This window comes from Pseudomonas beijingensis (assembly GCF_030687295.1).
Classification (GTDB): Bacteria; Pseudomonadota; Gammaproteobacteria; order Pseudomonadales; family Pseudomonadaceae; genus Aquipseudomonas; species Aquipseudomonas beijingensis.
On the sequence record NZ_CP117425.1, the window covers coordinates 4,904,012 to 4,922,743 of the forward strand.

The 18,732-nt window shown below is 61.1% G+C and carries 20 protein-coding genes; 10 read left to right on the top strand and 10 right to left on the bottom strand.

Annotated features, from left to right (window positions below):
* The first annotated feature begins 105 nt into the window (after nt 1-105).
* The 7 genes from PSH84_RS21715 to PSH84_RS21745 all read left to right on the top strand — a co-directional run bounded on the left by PSH84_RS21715 (nt 106) and on the right by PSH84_RS21745 (nt 7,305).
* Nucleotides 106-3,030 (top strand): monovalent cation/H+ antiporter subunit A, encoded by a 2,925-nt coding sequence (locus tag PSH84_RS21715; protein ID WP_305481786.1) that lies wholly within the window; start codon nt 106-108, stop codon nt 3,028-3,030.
* Nucleotides 3,030-3,374, top strand: coding sequence for a Na+/H+ antiporter subunit C (locus PSH84_RS21720; RefSeq protein WP_003202835.1), 345 nt, complete (start codon nt 3,030-3,032; stop codon nt 3,372-3,374). The genes PSH84_RS21715 and PSH84_RS21720 overlap by 1 nt, the downstream gene beginning before the upstream one ends.
* Entirely contained in the window at nt 3,371-5,056 is a 1,686-nt protein-coding gene (locus PSH84_RS21725; RefSeq protein WP_305481787.1) for a monovalent cation/H+ antiporter subunit D, read from the top strand. Before PSH84_RS21720 ends, PSH84_RS21725 begins: the two co-directional genes overlap by 4 nt.
* Nucleotides 5,053-5,541: a Na+/H+ antiporter subunit E gene (locus tag PSH84_RS21730; RefSeq protein WP_122565842.1), complete on the top strand. Its 489-nt coding sequence runs from the start codon at nt 5,053-5,055 to the stop codon at nt 5,539-5,541. Before PSH84_RS21725 ends, PSH84_RS21730 begins: the two co-directional genes overlap by 4 nt.
* Entirely contained in the window at nt 5,538-5,816 is a 279-nt protein-coding gene (locus PSH84_RS21735) for a K+/H+ antiporter subunit F (protein WP_003202841.1), read from the top strand. Before PSH84_RS21730 ends, PSH84_RS21735 begins: the two co-directional genes overlap by 4 nt.
* Complete coding sequence (locus tag PSH84_RS21740) at nt 5,813-6,166, top strand: Na+/H+ antiporter subunit G (RefSeq protein WP_122565843.1); 354 nt, start codon at nt 5,813-5,815, stop codon at nt 6,164-6,166. Before PSH84_RS21735 ends, PSH84_RS21740 begins: the two co-directional genes overlap by 4 nt.
* Nucleotides 6,167-6,900: 734 nt before the next feature.
* Nucleotides 6,901-7,305, top strand: coding sequence for a hypothetical protein (locus PSH84_RS21745; protein WP_305481788.1), 405 nt, complete (start codon nt 6,901-6,903; stop codon nt 7,303-7,305).
* Nucleotides 7,306-7,430: 125 nt separating this feature from the next.
* Here PSH84_RS21745 and PSH84_RS21750 read toward each other — a convergent pair whose 3' ends face one another.
* The 3 genes from PSH84_RS21750 to PSH84_RS21760 all read right to left on the bottom strand — a co-directional run bounded on the left by PSH84_RS21750 (nt 7,431) and on the right by PSH84_RS21760 (nt 9,610).
* On the bottom strand, nt 7,431-7,868 hold the full coding sequence (locus PSH84_RS21750) for a DUF3995 domain-containing protein (RefSeq protein ID WP_305481789.1): 438 nt from the start codon (nt 7,866-7,868) through the stop codon (nt 7,431-7,433).
* A gap of 130 nt (nt 7,869-7,998) precedes the next feature.
* Entirely contained in the window at nt 7,999-9,009 is a 1,011-nt protein-coding gene (locus tag PSH84_RS21755; protein WP_122565846.1) for an ABC transporter substrate-binding protein, read from the bottom strand.
* Between the two features lie 151 nt (nt 9,010-9,160).
* Complete coding sequence (locus PSH84_RS21760; RefSeq protein ID WP_305467476.1) at nt 9,161-9,610, bottom strand: hypothetical protein; 450 nt, start codon at nt 9,608-9,610, stop codon at nt 9,161-9,163.
* Between the two features lie 427 nt (nt 9,611-10,037).
* On the opposite strand from PSH84_RS21760, the gene PSH84_RS21765 reads away from it, so the two are divergent.
* The 3 genes from PSH84_RS21765 (at nt 10,038) to PSH84_RS21775 (ending at nt 10,959) form a co-directional block, all read left to right on the top strand.
* Nucleotides 10,038-10,274, top strand: a complete 237-nt coding sequence (locus tag PSH84_RS21765) for a hypothetical protein (protein WP_122565847.1) — start codon at nt 10,038-10,040, stop codon at nt 10,272-10,274.
* A 130-nt stretch (nt 10,275-10,404) separates the two neighbouring features.
* On the top strand, nt 10,405-10,635 hold the full coding sequence (locus PSH84_RS21770) for a hypothetical protein (protein WP_122565848.1): 231 nt from the start codon (nt 10,405-10,407) through the stop codon (nt 10,633-10,635).
* Between the two features lie 87 nt (nt 10,636-10,722).
* A complete protein-coding gene (locus tag PSH84_RS21775; RefSeq protein ID WP_122565849.1) occupies nt 10,723-10,959 on the top strand; it encodes a DUF2789 family protein in 237 nt (78 codons plus the stop codon).
* A 173-nt stretch (nt 10,960-11,132) separates the two neighbouring features.
* Here PSH84_RS21775 and PSH84_RS21780 read toward each other — a convergent pair whose 3' ends face one another.
* From PSH84_RS21780 to PSH84_RS21810, 7 genes are all read right to left on the bottom strand, one after another.
* Complete coding sequence (locus PSH84_RS21780) at nt 11,133-12,800, bottom strand: methyl-accepting chemotaxis protein (protein ID WP_439653586.1); 1,668 nt, start codon at nt 12,798-12,800, stop codon at nt 11,133-11,135.
* Between the two features lie 116 nt (nt 12,801-12,916).
* Nucleotides 12,917-13,321, bottom strand: coding sequence for a TraR/DksA family transcriptional regulator (locus PSH84_RS21785; protein ID WP_003202859.1), 405 nt, complete (start codon nt 13,319-13,321; stop codon nt 12,917-12,919).
* Nucleotides 13,322-13,649: 328 nt separating this feature from the next.
* Complete coding sequence (locus tag PSH84_RS21790; protein ID WP_305481790.1) at nt 13,650-14,672, bottom strand: ABC transporter permease; 1,023 nt, start codon at nt 14,670-14,672, stop codon at nt 13,650-13,652.
* Between the two features lie 34 nt (nt 14,673-14,706).
* Nucleotides 14,707-16,260 (bottom strand): sugar ABC transporter ATP-binding protein, encoded by a 1,554-nt coding sequence (locus PSH84_RS21795; RefSeq protein ID WP_122565852.1) that lies wholly within the window; start codon nt 16,258-16,260, stop codon nt 14,707-14,709.
* 74 nt (nt 16,261-16,334) lie between these two features.
* Nucleotides 16,335-17,261, bottom strand: coding sequence for a sugar ABC transporter substrate-binding protein (locus tag PSH84_RS21800; protein WP_305467479.1), 927 nt, complete (start codon nt 17,259-17,261; stop codon nt 16,335-16,337).
* Nucleotides 17,262-17,312: 51 nt separating this feature from the next.
* Nucleotides 17,313-17,465, bottom strand: coding sequence for a hypothetical protein (locus PSH84_RS21805; protein ID WP_163006706.1), 153 nt, complete (start codon nt 17,463-17,465; stop codon nt 17,313-17,315).
* Nucleotides 17,466-17,607: 142 nt separating this feature from the next.
* Nucleotides 17,608-18,660 (bottom strand): Gfo/Idh/MocA family protein, encoded by a 1,053-nt coding sequence (locus PSH84_RS21810; RefSeq protein WP_305467481.1) that lies wholly within the window; start codon nt 18,658-18,660, stop codon nt 17,608-17,610.
* Between the last annotated feature and the right edge of the window lie 72 nt (nt 18,661-18,732).

Genomic DNA, 18,732 nt, shown 5'->3' on the forward strand with positions numbered 1-18,732 from the left:
TCCGAAAACTCAACCAACCTTGTAGGATTCTGCGACACCCTCGCGGTTGGTGATCGGGAATACGCCACGTATGATCCTTCACAACCTCCCGCCGAATAGAAGCCTATGTCACTGATAGTTCTATTGCTTTTGCCCTTCATCGGCAGCTGTGTCGCGGCGCTGCTGCCGCATAACGCCCGTAACGCCGAATCGCTGCTGGCCGGCCTCGTAGCCCTGGCCGGCACGGTTCAGGTGGCTTTGCTGTACCCGCAAATCGCCGACGGCGGCGTGATCCGCGAGCACTATGAGTGGTTGCCCAGCCTGGGCCTGGACTTCGTGCTGCGCCTGGACGGCTTTGCCTGGCTGTTTTCGTTGCTGGTGCTGGGCATCGGCACGCTGGTGTCGCTGTACGCCCGCTATTACATGTCGCCGGACGATCCGGTGCCGCGCTTCTTCGCCTTTTTCCTGGCGTTCATGGGCGCCATGCTCGGGCTGGTGATTTCCGGCAACCTGATCCAGATGGTGTTCTTCTGGGAACTGACCAGCCTGTTCTCGTTCCTGCTGATCGGCTACTGGCACCACCGCGCCGATGCTCGACGCGGCGCCTACATGGCCTTGATGGTGACCGGGGCCGGCGGGCTTTGCCTGTTGGCCGGGGTGATGCTGCTCGGCCATGTGGTGGGCAGCTATGAGCTGGACAAGGTCCTGGCCGCCGGCGACCTGATCCGTGCCCATGCCCTCTACCCCATTCTGTTGCCACTGATCCTGATCGGCGCCCTGAGCAAAAGCGCCCAGTTTCCCTTCCACTTCTGGCTGCCCCACGCCATGGCCGCTCCCACGCCGGTGTCGGCGTACCTGCACTCGGCGACCATGGTCAAGGCCGGGGTGTTCCTGCTGGCGCGGTTATGGCCGTCGCTGTCGGGCAGTGAAGAATGGTTCTACATCGTCGGCGGCGCGGGGGCCTGTACGTTGTTGCTGGGCGCCTACTGCGCGATGTTCCAGAACGACCTCAAGGGCCTGCTGGCCTACTCCACCATCAGCCACCTCGGGCTGATCACCCTGCTGCTGGGCCTGAACAGTCCGCTGGCAGCCGTGGCGGCGGTGTTCCATATCCTCAACCATGCCACGTTCAAGGCATCGCTGTTCATGGCCGCCGGGATCATCGATCACGAAAGCGGCACCCGCGACATTCGCAAGCTCAGCGGCCTTGTGCGGCTGATACCGTTCACCGCGACCCTGGCCATGGTCGCCAGCGCGGCCATGGCCGGCGTGCCGCTGCTCAATGGTTTCCTGTCCAAGGAAATGTTCTTCGCCGAGACGGTGTTCATTTCCGCCACGGCTTGGGTCGAGCTGGCGTTGCCGATCATCGCCACCATTGCCGGGACCTTCAGTGTCGCCTATTCCCTGCGCTTCACCGTGGATGTGTTCTTCGGCCCCACCGCCACCGACCTGCCCCATACCCCTCACGAACCACCGCGCTGGATGCGTGCGCCAGTGGAATTGCTGGTGTTCACCTGCCTGTTGGTGGGGATTTTTCCGGCCCAGGTGGTCGGCTCGTTGCTCGCGGCCGCCGCGTTGCCGGTGGTGGGCGGCACGCTGCCCGATTACAGCCTGGCGATCTGGCACGGCCTGAACGCGCCGATGATCATGAGCCTGGTGGCGATGTCCGGCGGCATCGTCCTGTACCTATTGTTGCGCAAGCAACTCCGGCTAGGTCACATCAAGCATCCGCCGTTCATTGGTCGGCTCAGCGGCAAGCGGTTGTTCGAACGTTGCCTGGTACTGATGATGCGCCAGGGCCGACGATTGGAACGCAAGATCAGTACCCGGCGCCTGCAAGCCCAACTTTTTTTCCTGGTGCTGGCGGCGGTATTGGCCGGGCTGATCCCGATGCTGCACAGCACGCTGGTCTGGGGCGACCGACCGAAGATCCCCGGTTCCATCGTCTTCGTCACCTTGTGGCTGCTAGCGATCGCCTGTGCCCTGGGGGCGGCCTGGCAGGCCAAGTATCACCGGCTCGCGGCCCTGACCATGGTCAGTGTCTGCGGCCTGATGACCTGCGTGACCTTCGTCTGGTTCTCCGCCCCCGACCTGGCCTTGACGCAACTGGTGGTGGAAGTGGTGACCACGGTGTTGATCCTGCTGGGCCTGCGCTGGCTGCCACGGCGGATCGAGGACGTCTCGCCGCTGCCCAACAGCGAGCGCCGCGCGCGCATCCGCCGCCTGCGGGACTTGCTGCTGTCCATCGCCGTCGGCGGCGGCATGGCGCTGTTGTCCTATGCGATGCTGACACGGCAGACGCCCAACGACATTTCGTCGTTCTACTTGAGCCGCGCCCTGCCCGAAGGCGGCGGCAGCAATGTGGTGAACGTGATGCTGGTGGACTTCCGGGGCTTCGACACCCTCGGTGAAATCACCGTGCTGGTGGCGGTGGCCCTGGCGGTGTTCGCCCTGTTGCGGCGTTTCCGCCCACCGAAGGAAAGCATGCAACTGCCGGCGCAACAGCGCCTGCTGGCACCGGACGTGGTCACCGACCTGGTCAACCCGCGCCATGCCAGCGACACCGCCTTGGGTTTCATGATGGTGCCGTCGGTGCTGGTGCGCCTGCTATTGCCGATTGCCCTGGTGGTGTCGTTCTACCTGTTCATGCGCGGTCACAATCAACCCGGTGGCGGCTTCGTGGCCGGGCTGGTGATGTCCGTGGCATTCATCCTGCAATACATGGTCGCCGGCACCCAGTGGGTCGAGGCGCAAATGAGCCTGCGGCCGCTGCGCTGGATGGGTACCGGGCTGTTGTTCGCCACCGCCACGGGCCTGGGATCGATGGCCGTGGGTTATCCGTTCCTGACCACCCACACCTGGCATTTCGAATTACCGCTGCTGGGAGATATCCATCTGGCCAGCGCGCTGTTCTTCGACATCGGGGTGTACGCCGTGGTGGTCGGTTCCACCCTGTTGATCCTCACCGCCCTGGCTCACCAGTCGGTGCGCGCCCATAAACCGGGCCTGCAAGCCAAACCCGTCGCCCCCGTCAAAGGAGCCACCGCCTGATGGAAGAAGTCATCGCAATCGCAATCGGCGTACTGGCCGCCTCCGGTGTCTGGCTGGTGCTGCGGCCACGGACCTTCCAGGTGGTCATGGGCCTGTGCCTATTGTCCTACGGCGTCAACCTGTTCATCTTCAGCATGGGCAGTTTGTTCATCGGCAAGGAACCGATCATCAAGGACGGCGTGCCCCAGGACCTGCTGCACTACACCGACCCGCTGCCCCAGGCACTGGTGCTGACCGCCATCGTGATCAGCTTCGCCATGACCGCGCTGTTCCTGGTGGTACTGCTGGCGTCCCGGGGACTGACCGGTACCGACCATGTGGACGGTCGGGAGCCCAAGGAATGATATTGACGCCCCATCTGATCGCCGCCCCCAACCTGCTGCCGCTGCTGACCGCCGCGTTGATGCTGATGCTGGGCGAGAAACACCGCCCGCTCAAGGCCCGGATCAATCTGTTTTCCAGCCTGCTGGGCCTGGGCATCGCCGTGCTGTTGCTGTACTGGACCCAGGACCAGGCCTTGCCTGCCTCCATTGGCGTGTACCTGCCCGGCAACTGGCAGGCGCCGTTCGGCATCGTCCTGGTGGTCGATCGCCTGTCAGCGCTAATGCTGGTGCTGACCGGCATCATCGGCGTCAGCGCCCTGCTCTTCGCTACGGCCCGCTGGGACCGCGCCGGTGCCAGTTTCCATGCGCTGTTCCAGATCCAGCTGATGGGCCTCTACGGCGCCTTCCTGACGGCGGACCTGTTCAACCTGTTCGTGTTCTTCGAGGTACTGCTGGCAGCTTCCTACGGTTTGATGCTGCACGGGTCAGGTCGGGCGCGGGTATCCTCGGGCCTGCATTACATTTCCATCAACCTGCTGGCCTCGTCGTTGTTCCTGATCGGCGCAGCGCTGATCTATGGCGTCACCGGCACGTTGAACATGGCCGACCTGGCCCTGAAAATCCCCCTGGTGCCGGAGGCCGACCGCGGCTTGCTGCACGCCGGGGCAGGCATTCTCGCGGTGGCGTTCCTGGCCAAGGCCGGCATGTGGCCGCTGAATTTCTGGCTGGTGCCGGCCTACAGCGCCGCCAGCGCACCGGTGGCGGCGCTGTTTGCGATCATGACCAAGGTTGGCGTCTACACGATCCTGCGCCTGTGGACACTGCTGTTCTCCGGCCAGGCCGGCGCCTCGGCGTATTTCGGCGCCGACTGGCTGGTCTACGGCGGCATGGCGACCATCGTCTGCGCCGCCATCGCCATTCTCGCGGCCCAACGCCTGGAACGCATGGCGAGCCTGAGCATCCTGGTCTCGGCCGGAATCCTGTTGTCGGCCATCGGCTTCGCCCAACCGAACCTGATAGGTGCGGCGCTGTTTTACCTGGTGAGTTCGACCCTGGCGCTCTGCGCGCTGTTCTTGCTGGCCGAGCTGATCGAACGCTCGCGCTCGGCCAACGAGCTGTCCCTGGACGACGACTTCGACACCTTGCCGAGACCGCTGGAATCCTTGCAGCCGCCCAAGGGCATCAATCTCGATGACGAGCAGAAAGCCGTGGTCGGGCAAGTGATTCCCTGGACCATGGCTTTCCTTGGCTTGAGCTTTATCTTTTGTGCGCTGTTGATCATCGGCATGCCGCCGCTTTCGGGGTTCATCGGCAAGCTGAGCCTGCTGAGCGCCTTGCTCAATCCCCAAGGGCTCGAGGCCAGCGCCGGGGCACCGGTGTCGAACCAGGCGTGGGGCTTGTTGGCGTTACTGATCCTATCGGGATTGGCCTCGTTGATCGCCTTCTCGCGCCTGGGCATCCAGCGCTTCTGGACGCCGCAAGAGCGACCGTCACCGTTGCTGCGGCCGTTCGAATGCCTGCCGATCATCGTGCTGCTGGGCCTGGGCATCGCCCTGGCCTTCAAGGCCGAGCCGTTGCTGCGCTATACCCAATCCGCCGCCGATGCGCTGAACACCCCGGAACATTACGTGATGTCGGTACTCGCCACCCGCGCCGTGCCCAACCCGGAAACCCGCGCCGCGTTGCGGGAGGTGCAGCCATGAAGCGCCTGTTTCCCGCCCCGTGGTTGTCCCTGGCGCTGTGTGTGCTGTGGCTGGTGTTGAATGTGTCTCTCAGCGCCGGCCATCTGCTGCTGGGCGCCGCGCTGGGGTTCCTCGCCCCATTGATGATGCGCCCGTTGCGACCGCGGCCCATCCGTATTCGCCGGCCGTGGGTGATGTTGCGTTTGTTCCTGCTGGTGGGCCGCGACGTGCTGGTGTCCAACCTGGCGGTGGCCTGGGGCGTGCTGAACGCCGGGCGCCGCCCGCCTCGCTCGCGCTTCATCAAGGTGCCACTGGACCTGCGCGATGCCAACGGCCTGGCCGCGCTGTCGATGATCACTACGGTGATTCCCGGGACCGTCTGGTCGGAACTGGCCCTGGATCGCAGCATCCTGTTGATGCACGTGTTCGACCTGGCAGACGAGGCGTCATTCATCGCGCATTTCAAGGCCACCTACGAGCGCCCGTTGATGGAGATTTTCGAATGAGCCCGCTGCTGTCCAATGCGATCCTGTTGAGCCTGTTCCTGTTCTCCCTGGCGATGGTGTTGACCCTGTGGCGGCTGTTCAAGGGCCCGTCGGCCCAGGATCGGGTATTGGCCCTGGACTATCTGTACATCGTGGCGATGCTGATGATGTTGGTGCTGGGCATCCGTTATGCCAGTGACACCTATTTCGAGGCGGCGCTGCTGATCGCCCTGTTCGGCTTTGTCGGCTCGTTCGCCCTGGCCAAGTTCCTGCTGCGTGGCGAGGTGATCGAATGACCGGCGAACTGTCGATGTGGGTGGAAATCCCGGTGGCGATCCTGCTGGTGCTCAGCGGCCTCTTCGCCCTGGCCGGAGCGATCGGCCTGGTGCGCTTGAAGGACTATTTCCAGCGCATGCACCCACCGGCCCTGGCCTCTACACTGGGTGCCTGGAGCGTGGCACTGGCCTCGATCATTTATTTCTCGGCGCTCAAGTCCGGGCCGGTGTTGCATGCCTGGCTGATCCCGATCCTGCTGTCGATCACCGTCCCGGTGACCACCCTGCTGCTGGCCCGGGCGGCCTTGTTCCGCAAACGCATGGCTGGGGATGATGTGCCGGCGGAAGTGAGCAGCCGCCGAACCGACTGACAGGTATCTCGAGCCGGTACAGCTTTTGTGGCGAGGGAGCTTGCTCCCGCTGGGTTGCGCAGCAGCCCTGAGACCTGCCACTTCGGTGTGTCAGGCTTACATGTGTTCAGCAATTCTGAGCTGCCGGGTTTGGTCGATAGCTGACCGCCAGAACCTCCGTTACTTATATGAATAGAGTCAGCGACAACACTCGAAACGGTAACAATGGAACGCTTAATATTGGGGCGGCAAACATTTGTGCCAAGTACATCCGCTCAGGTCATACCCATCAGGCAAACTGGAGCACTCGGCCAATAACAGGTCCGCCTATGAGAACTTCTTTTTTAACGAGGATGATTGTTTGGCTGACATATGGGCTGGCCCTGAGCGGTTGCAGCCAACTCGAGCCACATTCACGAGCAAGCTGGGAGACAGATTCACGAGTGTCGACCGAAGAAGTTATGTCATGCGCGCAAAAAACCATTCAAGCTTTATCAGTTAAGAATCCCAAATGGGAAACGACTGTGACTCGACTGGACGTTCATGACGGGACACTGGAAACAGGCGACTATCCAAACACTAATGCAACTGGATTAAGAACCCGTGTCACTTTCCAGCCCGAAGCACATCAACTCATAGTGGACATTAAAGGTAGCGGCCCCTACTACATGGATCTTGGGGCCAAAGAGGGCGCATTCCACTTCAGGCACAGCATGGAAAATTGCCTAGCAAGATAGTCTCTCAGAGGAAGATCAATGGAGAAAAAATCATTCTTTTTGGTTGCTTTTTTGATGCTTTCAGGGTTTTCCACTGGCGTTTTTTCTCGAGAAATCGAGTGGAAGGAGAATGCGTCGGTTGTGAGGACTATAGAAGATCCAAAAGTAATGATCGAGCGCACAGAAGCATTCAATAAAAGCTTGAAGCGCAAAGGCTACTCAGGCGCCATAAAAGACTGCTCTGACATCTATGACTTCCCTGCTGGGGTTGCAAGAGGAAACCATAGTTTTGGCAGCATTTGCACTTACCAGCATGATCAATCCATAAAAAAGGTTTTTGTTTGCAACGATCTGATGGTGGGACATTTTGCGATGCTGAATGAATTTACGGATACGGACCGGTGGAAAGCCAAAGCCATTTATGAGAACTGTTATGGCGGATAGGCTGACTTGTGTTCGGCCTTTTTGAGGCTGCTGCGCAGCCCAGCGGGAGCAAGCTCCCTGGCCACAAAGATTGCGGTTGGCTGGGTTTGTCTGCAATTACATGCAGCCCTGGGTGAGTTGGAAACTCAGGCCCACGCCACCGTCAGCAACCCAGCCCCAAGCACCACGCACAACGGCGAATAGACCCAGGTGTCGAGCCTGGCGAAAGTCGAGCCCTTGACCTCCTTGAAGAAGCCCACCAGCTCCGACTCGCCAATGGCCCGGGCGAACATCAGCAAGGCGATCGCACTGATCAGCCACTGCAACGCCCGATGGGTAACCGGCTGCGCCAGCAGGCCGACCCGCAGGCACACCAGCAGCGCAATCATCAGCAGTGCCAGGGCCACCAGCAAGGTCAGCCAGCCCGAGGGCTCGAACGCCGGTCGCAGCGCCTCCCCTTGCTTCACAGGTACCTGGGGCACCACCGCCAGGGCCGCCCACCGCCCACCCAGGGCCCAATACAAATGAATCAAGCTGATGGTCGCAAACACTGCGACCAGCGACCGAGCCAAGAAAAGCGTCATTCGCCAGCCTCCTGAAAAAGGTTGAACAATCATCCTAGCTCGAATTTGGCATTTTGCTGGACGGGCGCAGGTTGCCAGTTTCCAGTGAATGATTCATTGCCCAGGATCAAGCGTTCAACCCGCTGGGACACTACAGACCGGCGGACACCTTGTCGGCGACCTCCTTGGGCAACCAGGCCTGCCAGACCTCAGGGTGGGCCTTGAGGAACGCCTCGGCGGCTTCACGGGGTGGCGTGCGCTTCTCGCTCATGTCGGCCAGGGCCTTGTTCAACGGCTCGATGGGCAAGTCGACCTTGCTGAAGAACTCGGCAATGTCCGGGTATTGCTTCTGGAAGGGCACGGAGACACCGATCGACAGCTTCGAGGCCAGTGAACGGGTCGGCTTCGGGTTGGGGTTATCGGCGTCGGTCAGGGTCTTCCAGGCCTCGGCATCGAACGGCGGCTCTTGCAACTGCACCAGCTTGAAGCGCCCGAGCAGCGGCGTGGGTGACCAGTAGTAAAACAGGATTGGCTTGCCCCGGCGGATCGTCGAGCTGATTTCCGCATCCAGCGCCGCCCCCGAGCCGCTGCGAAAATTCACGTAGCTGTCAGACAAGCCATACGCCTTGAGCTTCTGTTTGTTGACCACTTCAGAGGTCCAGCCGATGGGGCTGTTGAGGAAGCGGCCCTTGTCGGGGCTCTCCGGGTCCTTGAACACGTGCTTGTAGCGCGCCAGGTCCTCGACACTGCGCAGGTCCGGCGCCAAGGGCTTGATGCCCTTGGCCGGATCGCCCTTGATGACGTACTCGGGCACCCACCAGCCTTCGGTCGCGCCTTTGACCGTATCGCCCAAGGCGACCACCTTGCCTTCGGCCTCGGCCTTGACCCACACCGGGCTGCGGCCGGCCCATTCCTCACCGATCACCTGGATGTCGTTATTGGCCAGGGCGGTTTCCAGGGTAATGGTGGTCCCGGGCAAGGTATCGGTCTGCAATCCATAGCCCTTTTCGACGATGACTCGCAGGATATCGGTGATCAGGCTGCCACTTTCCCAGTTCAAGTCGGCAAAGTGGATCGGCGCTGTGGCGGCCGACACCGGAAGGGGTGAAACCAACACAGCGAAGGTGGCCCAGGCGGCCAGCCACTGTCGAACTCGTTTCATGCTTTGCACCTCATGCCAGATACAGCAATCGCTGAACGGCCCTGCGTAACCGAACGCAAGCCTTGAATAATTCAGTCAATTGACTGTAGCCGAGGTTCCAGCGAGGCCTTGCGAAACTGTCAGCGGTTTGGGCGCACAGGCTCTGAAACGGTCACTCACTGGCCTTGAAAGTCACCAGTTCGCCCTTGCGCCACTTGGCGGCCTTGGCGGTGACCGCCTTCAAGGTCTTGGTCAAGCCTTCCTGCAACTGTTCGTTGGCCGCGAACACGGTCACCACGCTGTGGCCTTCCTTGAACAGGATGGCATGGCCACCAGGGGTCGTGACGAAGGCGTAATCGCCAATGCCATAGACCGTCAGCTTGATTTCGCGAAAACGGATTTCAAACTTGCCACCTTCGCGGCTGGGCAATACTGCCGCGCGAAAATGATCACCGACCTTGAGCTCGAGCCTGGGCTTGTCATCGACCACCAGGGCCGACTCGGTGTCGATTTCGGCGACATAAATACCTTCGGCGGTCTGCTCAGTGATGTAGACGAAACGTGACTGGAATTGCTTGACCAGTTTTGCCCGCAGGTCACCAAGTACAAATAACGCATGCATGTCGAGATTACTTACTGCCAAGGAAACATCCCCATTTTTGAAAAAGACCCGCCCTGCGCAAAGGACGGACCACGAGAACCCGTACCGACTGTAGTGTCGTAATGGACCTGTCACTGAAATTCGAAATGAACGGCGCGCCCTGTCCCGGGCCGAGAGCAGACTAAAGGTTGCCGCTCTCGCCGTCTTTCCCGGGGGGTCGCCAGAGGCTGAAGGAAAACGCCACTCTGAGCATCGGAAAAGTTGGGACGACTAACTTTAGGGAAATTTCTCACTTAAAAAAGCATTTTTCTGACATCGAGCCCAAAAAAAATTGCTTTAGATAGGCGCAACCGTCCACACGACGCTGCCGATTCTAGAGCAGCGGAAGGCGTGGAGACTACTCGAAGTACCCGGCAATTCGTCGGTAAACCATGAAAAGGAATTCATTATGGCCACTTTTACCACCCTGCCCCACCCCGTCGCACCTTGCATCGTTGAAACAGCCAACGGCATTGATGGGGTCGATTGCCTGCCAATTTCGTTGATTCAACCGCGTTATCGAGTCGTCTTGGCCGGCAAGTGTTTTTTTCACATAGAAGAAACATCGACTGGACGTGTAAGAGGATTCCGAACCGACCATAACGAGGCCTGCTACCTGGCCAGGCGTCTGGAACACAGCGCCTGACCGCCTATTTGCCCGTCCATGACTTAACTCAGCCACCGACGGGCAACTGCTGCCATACTGCCCGCCCAGCGAAGTCCGTCGTTCATCGGCGGATCGCGCACCCACAATGGTTTCGAGGAGCAGGCGCGACGTGACGGAATTTGATATTGGCGAGTTTTTTATCCGGGGCGAGGCCAGAGAAGTCGAAGGCGAGTTCCAGGCCGTCATCGTGATGCGTGCCAAGCCACCGTTGACCACCGTCACTTGCCACCAAGTGGAAAAGGATCGCTGGTTCAAGACTTCGCAGCTCGCGGCTGAGGCTGCCAGGGAAGCGGCCAGGGCGTTGAAGACCGCTGTGGATGAAGGCGCCTTGAAAGCCTGATTCCAATCGAACTCCTGATGATCGCTTGCCTCAGATAAAGAGAGGCAACCGAGGCGCCATGACGGCGCCCGCTCAAAGGAGTCCCCCATGGAACAACCATCCTACGAACTCACTACCCTTTTCGACCAACTGGGCCTGCCCTCGGACGACAAAGCCATCGACGACTTCATCATGGCCCACCCGCTGGCGCCGGAGATCAAGCTGGTGGATGCCGATTTTTGGGAGGAACACCAGAGAGTCCTGCTCAAGGAATGGATGCGCGCCGACGGCGAAGAAGCGGTGGTGGTGGATCAACTGAACGTGCGCCTACACGACGGTAAGTAACGCCAGGAACCATGAGTCCCCTGTGGCCAGGGGATTGGTGGGAGCAAAGCTTGCTCGCGATACAGGCGCCTCGATCCCTCATGAAACCGCGTCGCCTTCATCGCGGGCAAGCCTTGCTCCCACAGATAATTCCCTCGCCACAAAAGCGCCTTTGCCACTCGGTGCTATAAAACCTAGCGTGGCTTCTCGGGTTTGTAGCCCAAGCGCAAACCACCCCAATGCCGCCCCTTGAGCATGATCGGTACGGAAAGATCGTGCATCAACTCCCCCGTATCCCGGGTGTAGGTCTGGAGCAGCACCGGCTGCTGGTGGCTGCCGCAGCGAATCCCGGTGCGATCGGAGAATTTGCGCTTGGTGCGGTTATTTAGCGTATCCACTTGGGGATCGCCAGTCAGCGGCTGGCTGAAGACCTTATTGTGGGTCGGCACATAACCCTGCTGGGTGCAGGCAATCGCAAACACAAGGCCCTCGTGGCGGGCCAGCAACGGTTCCTGAATCGCCGGCAGGACCTGGTCGGTGTAGCGGTCGAAACGGGTCTGGAATTTGGCCGGTTGGGTATTGGGGATCGGCTGGTAGTTACGGTCGAACAGGTCCTCCAGGCTGACACGACCCTGGTCGATGTCGGCCTCGAACTGCGCGGCGATCTGGCTCGCCCCTTCCCGCGCCAGGTCGTAGACCCGTTGGTGATAATCATCGAGCCCTACCTCGGCCAGGCGTTCGCTGATGGTTTCGGCCTGGCCTTCCATCTGCACCGCCGCCTCGGCCAGACGCTGGGTCTGCTGGTCACTGATGGACAGGTCGCTGCGCATCTGCTCGATCGCATGGAACAGGCTGTCGAGTTGTTCGCGATTGGTGTCGGTGCCTTGGGCGATGGCACTGACCTGGGTTTCGACGCCGGCGGCGAGCCGGGCGATGTTTTCCAGGTGCTGGCCGGTGTGCTCGACCTGCTGCACGCCGCTGTCCAGGTCAGCGGCCAGTTGACGAATCTGCTCCACCACCTGGGTCGTGCGCTGCTGGATGTCGGCCACCATCACCCCGACTTCCCCGGTCGCCGCGGCGGTGCGCCCGGCCAGGCCGCGGACCTCATCGGCCACCACCGCGAACCCACGGCCATGCTCACCGGCCCGGGCCGCCTCGATGGCCGCGTTCAGCGCCAGCAGGTTGGTCTGGCTGGCAATCGATTGGATCACCAGGCTGACCCGCTGGATTTCATCACTGCGCACGCTCAAGGCCTCGATCAACTCACGGCTGTCATTGGCGCGCTGGCTGAGCTGGTGCATGCGGCTGATGGACTCCACCAATTCGCTGCGCCCGGCTACGCTGCTGCGATGGGCCTCGCTAGCGGCGCCGAGGGCCTGCTGGCTAAGTTGCGAAGTGGCTTGTTCAGTGGCGATCATCGACTCGGCATTGCTGACGATCTGCGCCGCCGCATCGAGTTGGGACTGGACCTTGCCGGCCAGTTGCTTGACCGAATAGGCGACACCGGCTGCCGACAGCGCGTTATGGCTGGTGGTGTAGGACAGGTCGCGGGTCAGCTCGGCCAACGTGTCGGTGGGAGGTGCGGCTGACGCGGCCACGCGCGAACGCAGGCGCGGCAACCAGACGATGAGCATGACCAGCGGCAGGCCCAGGTACAGCGACCAGCCGCCCAAAGCCATGCCGCACAGCAGCAAGGCCAGGGCGAGACTCTGCAAGGTCGGCGTCAACCAGCGCGCCGCGCCTTTCGTTTCGGGTACCGAGGCCGGCACCGCACCCGCCAGCGTTCCGTCTGTCGCCATGTTCGTCACCCACACTCTCGTTGTTATGACCGCATTAAACGCCACTACCGAGCCATTATCCATGGTCCATTAGTCGTGTTCTTGCAGCAGATCAACGGGAGCAGACGAACGCGCACGGGCGAAAGCAAAAGATCGCGGCCTTCGTCAAAAGGTCGCGATCTTTTTTCGGAAAACGCGAATCAGGCCTGACGCTGGTGCTTGTCGATCTGTTCGTGACGTTCCTGGGCTTCGATGCAGTACTTGGTGGTCGGGCTGATCAGCAGGCGCTTGAGGCCGATCGGCTCGCCGCTGTCGTCGCACCAGCCGAAGCTGTCGTCGTTGATGCGGTCCAGGGCCTGCTCCAGTTGAGGCAGCATGCGCTGGTCGCGATCGATGGCGTTGACCAGCCAGGTACGCTCTTCTTCTACGGAAGCAGCGTCCGCCGGGTCGGCCGGGGTGTCCAGGCTCTCAATGGCGATTCGGTTCTGTTCGATGCGCTCGTGGGTTTCGACCTTCATGTTCTGCAACAGCTTGGTGAAGAAAGCCAGCTGCTCGGCATTCATGTAGTCATCCGCCGGCATGGCCAGCAACTTTTCCTTTGTCATTGATTTCTCTATAAAAAAACGTGCATTAAGGCGAATTATGGAGCGTCCCGCAGCGCAGCTGCCACGCTCATCGGGAAAGGCGCCGTTTATTCCAAGCGCCACCCGGCACTCAATTTACGAGGGGCGGCAGTCTAAGGCCGAGTCGAGGCCTCAGCAACTGAAAACATAGGGAAAATGTCCGACAACCCCCTCAAATGTTCTCTGACAGGCTTTTAGCAGTCATCGGAGTGCGTTTATAACAAGAAATTCGGTGTAATAGCTGTATTAAGAAGACAAATGGCAACGCCACGCGGGTCAGGCGTGGCGCTTTGTCGCAACCTCGGGGGGATCAGCGCTTGAGTTTGCGCTTGTTGCGGTACTGGTCGATGACCACCGCCACCACGATGATCAAGCCCTTGATGATGTCTTGGATGTAGGCATCGACACCGACGAAGGTAAAGCCGCTGGCCATCACCCCGAGAATCAGCGCGCCGATCACGGTCCCGGTGATACGCCCCACCCCGCCTGCCAGGCTGGTGCCGCCGATCACCGCCGCCGCAATCGCGTCCAGCTCATAGGACATACCCATGCCCGCTTGCCCGGTCGCCGCCCGTGCCGAAGCCACCACGCCAGCCAAGCCCGCCAGCAACCCGGCGATGCTGTAGACGATCACCAGGTGGCGCTTGACGTTGATGCCCGATGTGCGCGCCGCCTGCATGTTGCCGCCGATGGCGTAGGTGTACTTGCCGTACTTGGTGTAGCGCAGGGCGATGTGGAAGATCACCGCCACCACCAGGAAGATGATCATCGGCATGGCGCCATGGCCGATGGCGGTGTAGGAATCGGACAACATGCTCACCGGCTGCCCTTCGGTGTAGTAGCGCGCCAGGCCACGGGCCGAGACCATCATGCCGAGGGTGGCGATAAACGGCGGGATGCCGGTCATGGCGATGATGCTGCCGTTGATCGCCCCGGCCAGCAGCCCCACCCCGAGCCCCGCCACCACCGGTATCCACACCGGCAAGTCCGTCAACGAGGGAAATACCGCCCGGGCGAAGTCCGAGGTCTGGGCCAGGCTGGCGGCAATCATCGCCGACAGCGCCAGCACCGAACCCGACGACAGGTCGATACCGGTGGTGATGATCACCTGGGTCACGCCGATGGCCAGCAGGCCGATGATCGACACTTGCAGAATCATCAACACCAGGCGCTGGGAGTTCATCAGGAAACTCTGGTCACGCATGATCCAGCCAAACATTTCGAACACCAGGCCGATGCCGATCAGCACCAGAAAGATACTCAGCTCCGTCGGCAGCCGCCGCCGAGACCGGGTCGGTGCTGCTGCGGGTTTGTTTTCCAATATCGCGTTCATAGCCACTTACCTTTTTTATCTGGACTGACGGGCATCAGGACAGGCCCGAGGCCAGTTGCATCACTCGTTCCTGGGTCGCTTCGCTGCGGTCGAGGGTGCCCATCAGGTCACCTTCGTGCATCACCATGACCCGGTCGCTCATACCCAACACTTCCGGCAGTTCCGAGGAAATCATGATCACCGCCATACCTTCGCTGGCGAGGTAGGCAATCAGCCGATAGATCTCGGCCTTGGCGCCGACGTCGATGCCGCGGGTCGGTTCGTCGAGAATCAGGATGCGCGGGTTGGTCATCAGCCAGCGCGCCAGCAGCGCTTTCTGCTGGTTGCCACCGGACAAGGTGTCGATGCACTGTTCCAGCGACGGGGTCTTGACCCGCAACTTCTTGCACATGTCTTCACACAGGGCGCGCAGGGCTTTCTGCTGGATGAAGCCGTTGCCGACGTAATGGGGCAGCACGGCCATTTCCATGTTTTCCAGCACCGACAGGCACGGAAACAGGCCGCTGAGCTTGCGATCTTCGGTCAACAGCGCGAAGCCCTTCTCGATGGCCATGTGCGGGTCGGTGATGCGCACCGGTTGGCCGTCCAGCAGGATTTCGCCGCCGGTGCTCGGGGTCACGCCGAAAATCGCCTCGGCCACGTTGGTCCGGCCCGAGCCCATCAAGCCAGCGATGCCGAGGATTTCCCCGGCATGCAGGTCGAAGGACACGCCTTTGAAGATACCGTCCAGGCTCAGGTCGCGCACCGACAGCACCAACTCACCGATGGGGGCCTCACGCTCTGGGAACAACTGGCTCAACTCGCGCCCGACCATCATCGAGATCAGGCTGTCGCCGTCCATGCTGTCGGCTCGTTGCAGGCCGATGTAGGCGCCATCGCGAAACACCGCCACTTCATCGGCGATGGCGAACACTTCGTTCATCTTATGGGTGATGTAGATGATCCCCTTACCCTGGGACTTGAGGTCGGCAATGATCGAGAACAGGTGGGCGACTTCGGTCTCGGTGATGGCCGAGGTCGGCTCGTCCATGATCAGGATGTCGGAGTCATACGAGACGGCCTTGGCAATCTCCACCATCTGCCGCTCGGCAATGCTCAGGTTGCCCACCTGCTCCTCGGGATCGAGATTGATGCGCAGGCGCTCCAGCAGCCGGGCGGTGCAGCGGTGCATCTCGCCATGGTCGACCATGTGCAGGCCGTTGAGCTGCTCGCGGCCGATCCAGATGTTTTCGGCGATGCTCATGTGGGGCATCAGGTTCAGTTCCTGATGGATCATCGCGATGCCGGCCTGCAACGCCGCCAGCGGCGTGTCGAACGTCACCGGCTTGCCGCGCAGGCGCAGTTCGCCGGCGTCCGGCTGGTAGATGCCGGCGATGATCTTCATCAAGGTGGATTTGCCCGCCCCGTTCTCGCCCATCAGGGCCAGCACGGAACCGGGGCGCACCCGCAATTGGACATCGGACAGGGCCACCACACCGGGAAAGCCCTTGCTGACATTGACGACTTCCAGCAGGTACGGCTCATCAAGTGATACATCCGGCTGGAAAGTCATGGCCGGGGCGCTCGAAGCAGTCGCTGAAGCGAACATGATCAGGTACTCCCTCGGCAAGGTCGGCGTCGCAACCTTGCCTGCTTATTGTTGTGGTGGGACCGGGTTGAACGTCACTTGAACTGATCGACGTTTTCCGGCGTGATCAGGCGGTACGGCACCCAGACGGCCTGCTCGACCGGCTGCTTCTTGACCATTTTCACCGCTGTGTCGATCGAGCCATCGGCCTGGCCCTTGGCGTCCTGAAACACCGAGACCGCCATTTGGCCTTTCTTGATGGCGTTCAAGCCGTCCGGCGTGCCATCGACCCCGGCAATCAATACGCTGCCTTTCTTGGTGCCCGCTTGCTTGAGGGCCATGGCGGCGCCGATGGCCATCTCGTCGTTGTTGGACACCACGGCCTGGAAGTCGCGGCCCTGGGTCAGCCAGTCGTTGACCAGGGTCATGCCCTTGTCCCGCGACCAGGTGCCAGTCTGTTCCTGTTCAATCTTGATGCCCGGGTACTTGGCCAGCACGTCCTTGACGCCCTTGGTGCGGTTGGTGGTGGAGTTGTTGGCCAGGTCACCCAGCAAGATGACGATGTTGCCCTTGCCGCCCATCTTGTCGGCCAGGTATTGCATCTGCATGTGCCCGGCTTCGAGGTCGTCGGAGGCGACGGTGACCACCCCTTCCGGCAACTTCGGTTCGTCCGGGCGGCGGTTGACGTAGACCAGGGGGATGCCGGCAGCCACCGCGGCCTTGGTGATGCGCTGAGTCGCGGCGGTGTCCACCGGGTTGACGATGAGCGCATCGACCTTCTGGCTGATGAAGCTTTCCACCTGGCTCAGTTGCTTGACCACGTCACTGCGCGCATCTTCGAACTGCAGGGTGACGCCGTCCGGCAGGGACTTGGCTTTCTTGTCCATGGATTCGCGCAGGTAGGTCAACCAGGTGTCATCGAACTGGGACATGCTGACGCCGATTTTCAGGTCCGCCAGGGCAGCGCCGCTGGTGAGCATCAACGACAGGGCCAGCGAGGCGATACGGGTCTTGGTCTTCATGAACGGTCTTTCTCCACTTTTTTGTTGGTTTTATGGATAAGGCGTGACGGATCAGGAACGGGGCAAGCGCACGATGGGCGCGCCGGGCATGCAACAGACCACGGCGCCGTTGCGCTGGATACACAGGGATTCGAACAGGGGAAGGACTGCGGACAGGTGCGGCAGACGTGGCAGGTGAAACGCAGAACGGCTGAAGGTTTTCATCGACGGTACCTAGCTGTGTTTCTTGTTTTTGTTTCGTCTGTCGTCCGTTCAAGGTTGGCTTGGCGGGAGGCAGACAGGGTTGTCGGTAACCTGGATTCGACTTTATTGGAAAATATTTTCCATATCAACTAATTTTAGAATTTTATTCGTTTTTTATTCCATGCCCTACAGACACGGACAAACGCACCACTTCGCCCTGCTCGGCACTCTGCCTGGCCGCGTCGAGGATGCGTGTGGTCGCCAGTGCATCACGGGCTTCCACCGGCAGCGGGCCAGCGCCCTGCAACGCGGTTTGCAAGTGTTGGTAGAACGCCAGCCAGCAGCCACGTTCCGAGGTCACCCGCTCGCGCTCGGTGCCGTGTTCGAACCAGCCCCAGCGTCGATGTTCTTCAGCCCCCCAGCGTTCGCCCTCGGTCGCCGGGCTCAACCCGGCCAGTGCCTGGGCCTCTTGCCCGTCCAGGCCTTCGACGGTGTAGCAACCCTGGCTGCCGTTGACCCGAAAGCGCGGGCGCGCTGCGTTTTGCACGCAATTGCCGCTCAAGTGAGAGATCACGCCACTGGCATGGGACAAGGACATGAAGAAGCCGTTGTCGAACACCTGGCCGGGCTGCCGGTAATCCAGCTCGGCGTAAACCCGCACCACCGGCCCGAACAGTTGCAGCGCCTGGTCAACCAAGTGGCTGCCCAAATCCCGCAGGAACCCGCCACCGCTGCCTTTGCCCACCGAGCTTGGCGAATAACGCTCGACACTCGACTCAAAACGAATGACTTGCCCGAGGGCGCCGGAGGCCAGCAATTTGCGCAGGGTCAGGAAATCCGAATCCCAGCGGCGGTTCTGGTACACGCTCAAGGGCACGTTGCGACGTTCGGCAGCCAACACCATTGCCTCGGCCTGCGCGGCGTCGGGGGCGAACGGTTTGTCGCTGACCACCGCCACGCCGAGTTCGATGGCCTGCAGCACAATGGCCGGGCGACCGTCCAAAGGCGTGGACACCACCACCGCATCGACACCGGCCGCCACCAACTGTTCGAGGGTGTCGAAGGCCTGGGCCTGCGGGTGATCGCTGGCCAGTTGTTGGCGGCGCTCGGCGGACCGGGTCACCACGCCGACGAACGTAGCCCCCGGCAGACTGCTGATCAGCGGCGCATGAAAGAATCGCCCACCCTTGCCGTAGCCCACTAGTCCGATTCGCATGAAAGCTCCTTGTTTGAATATAACGCCGCCCCTTGTGGGAGCGAGCTTGCTCGCGATGGCGTCGGATCAGCT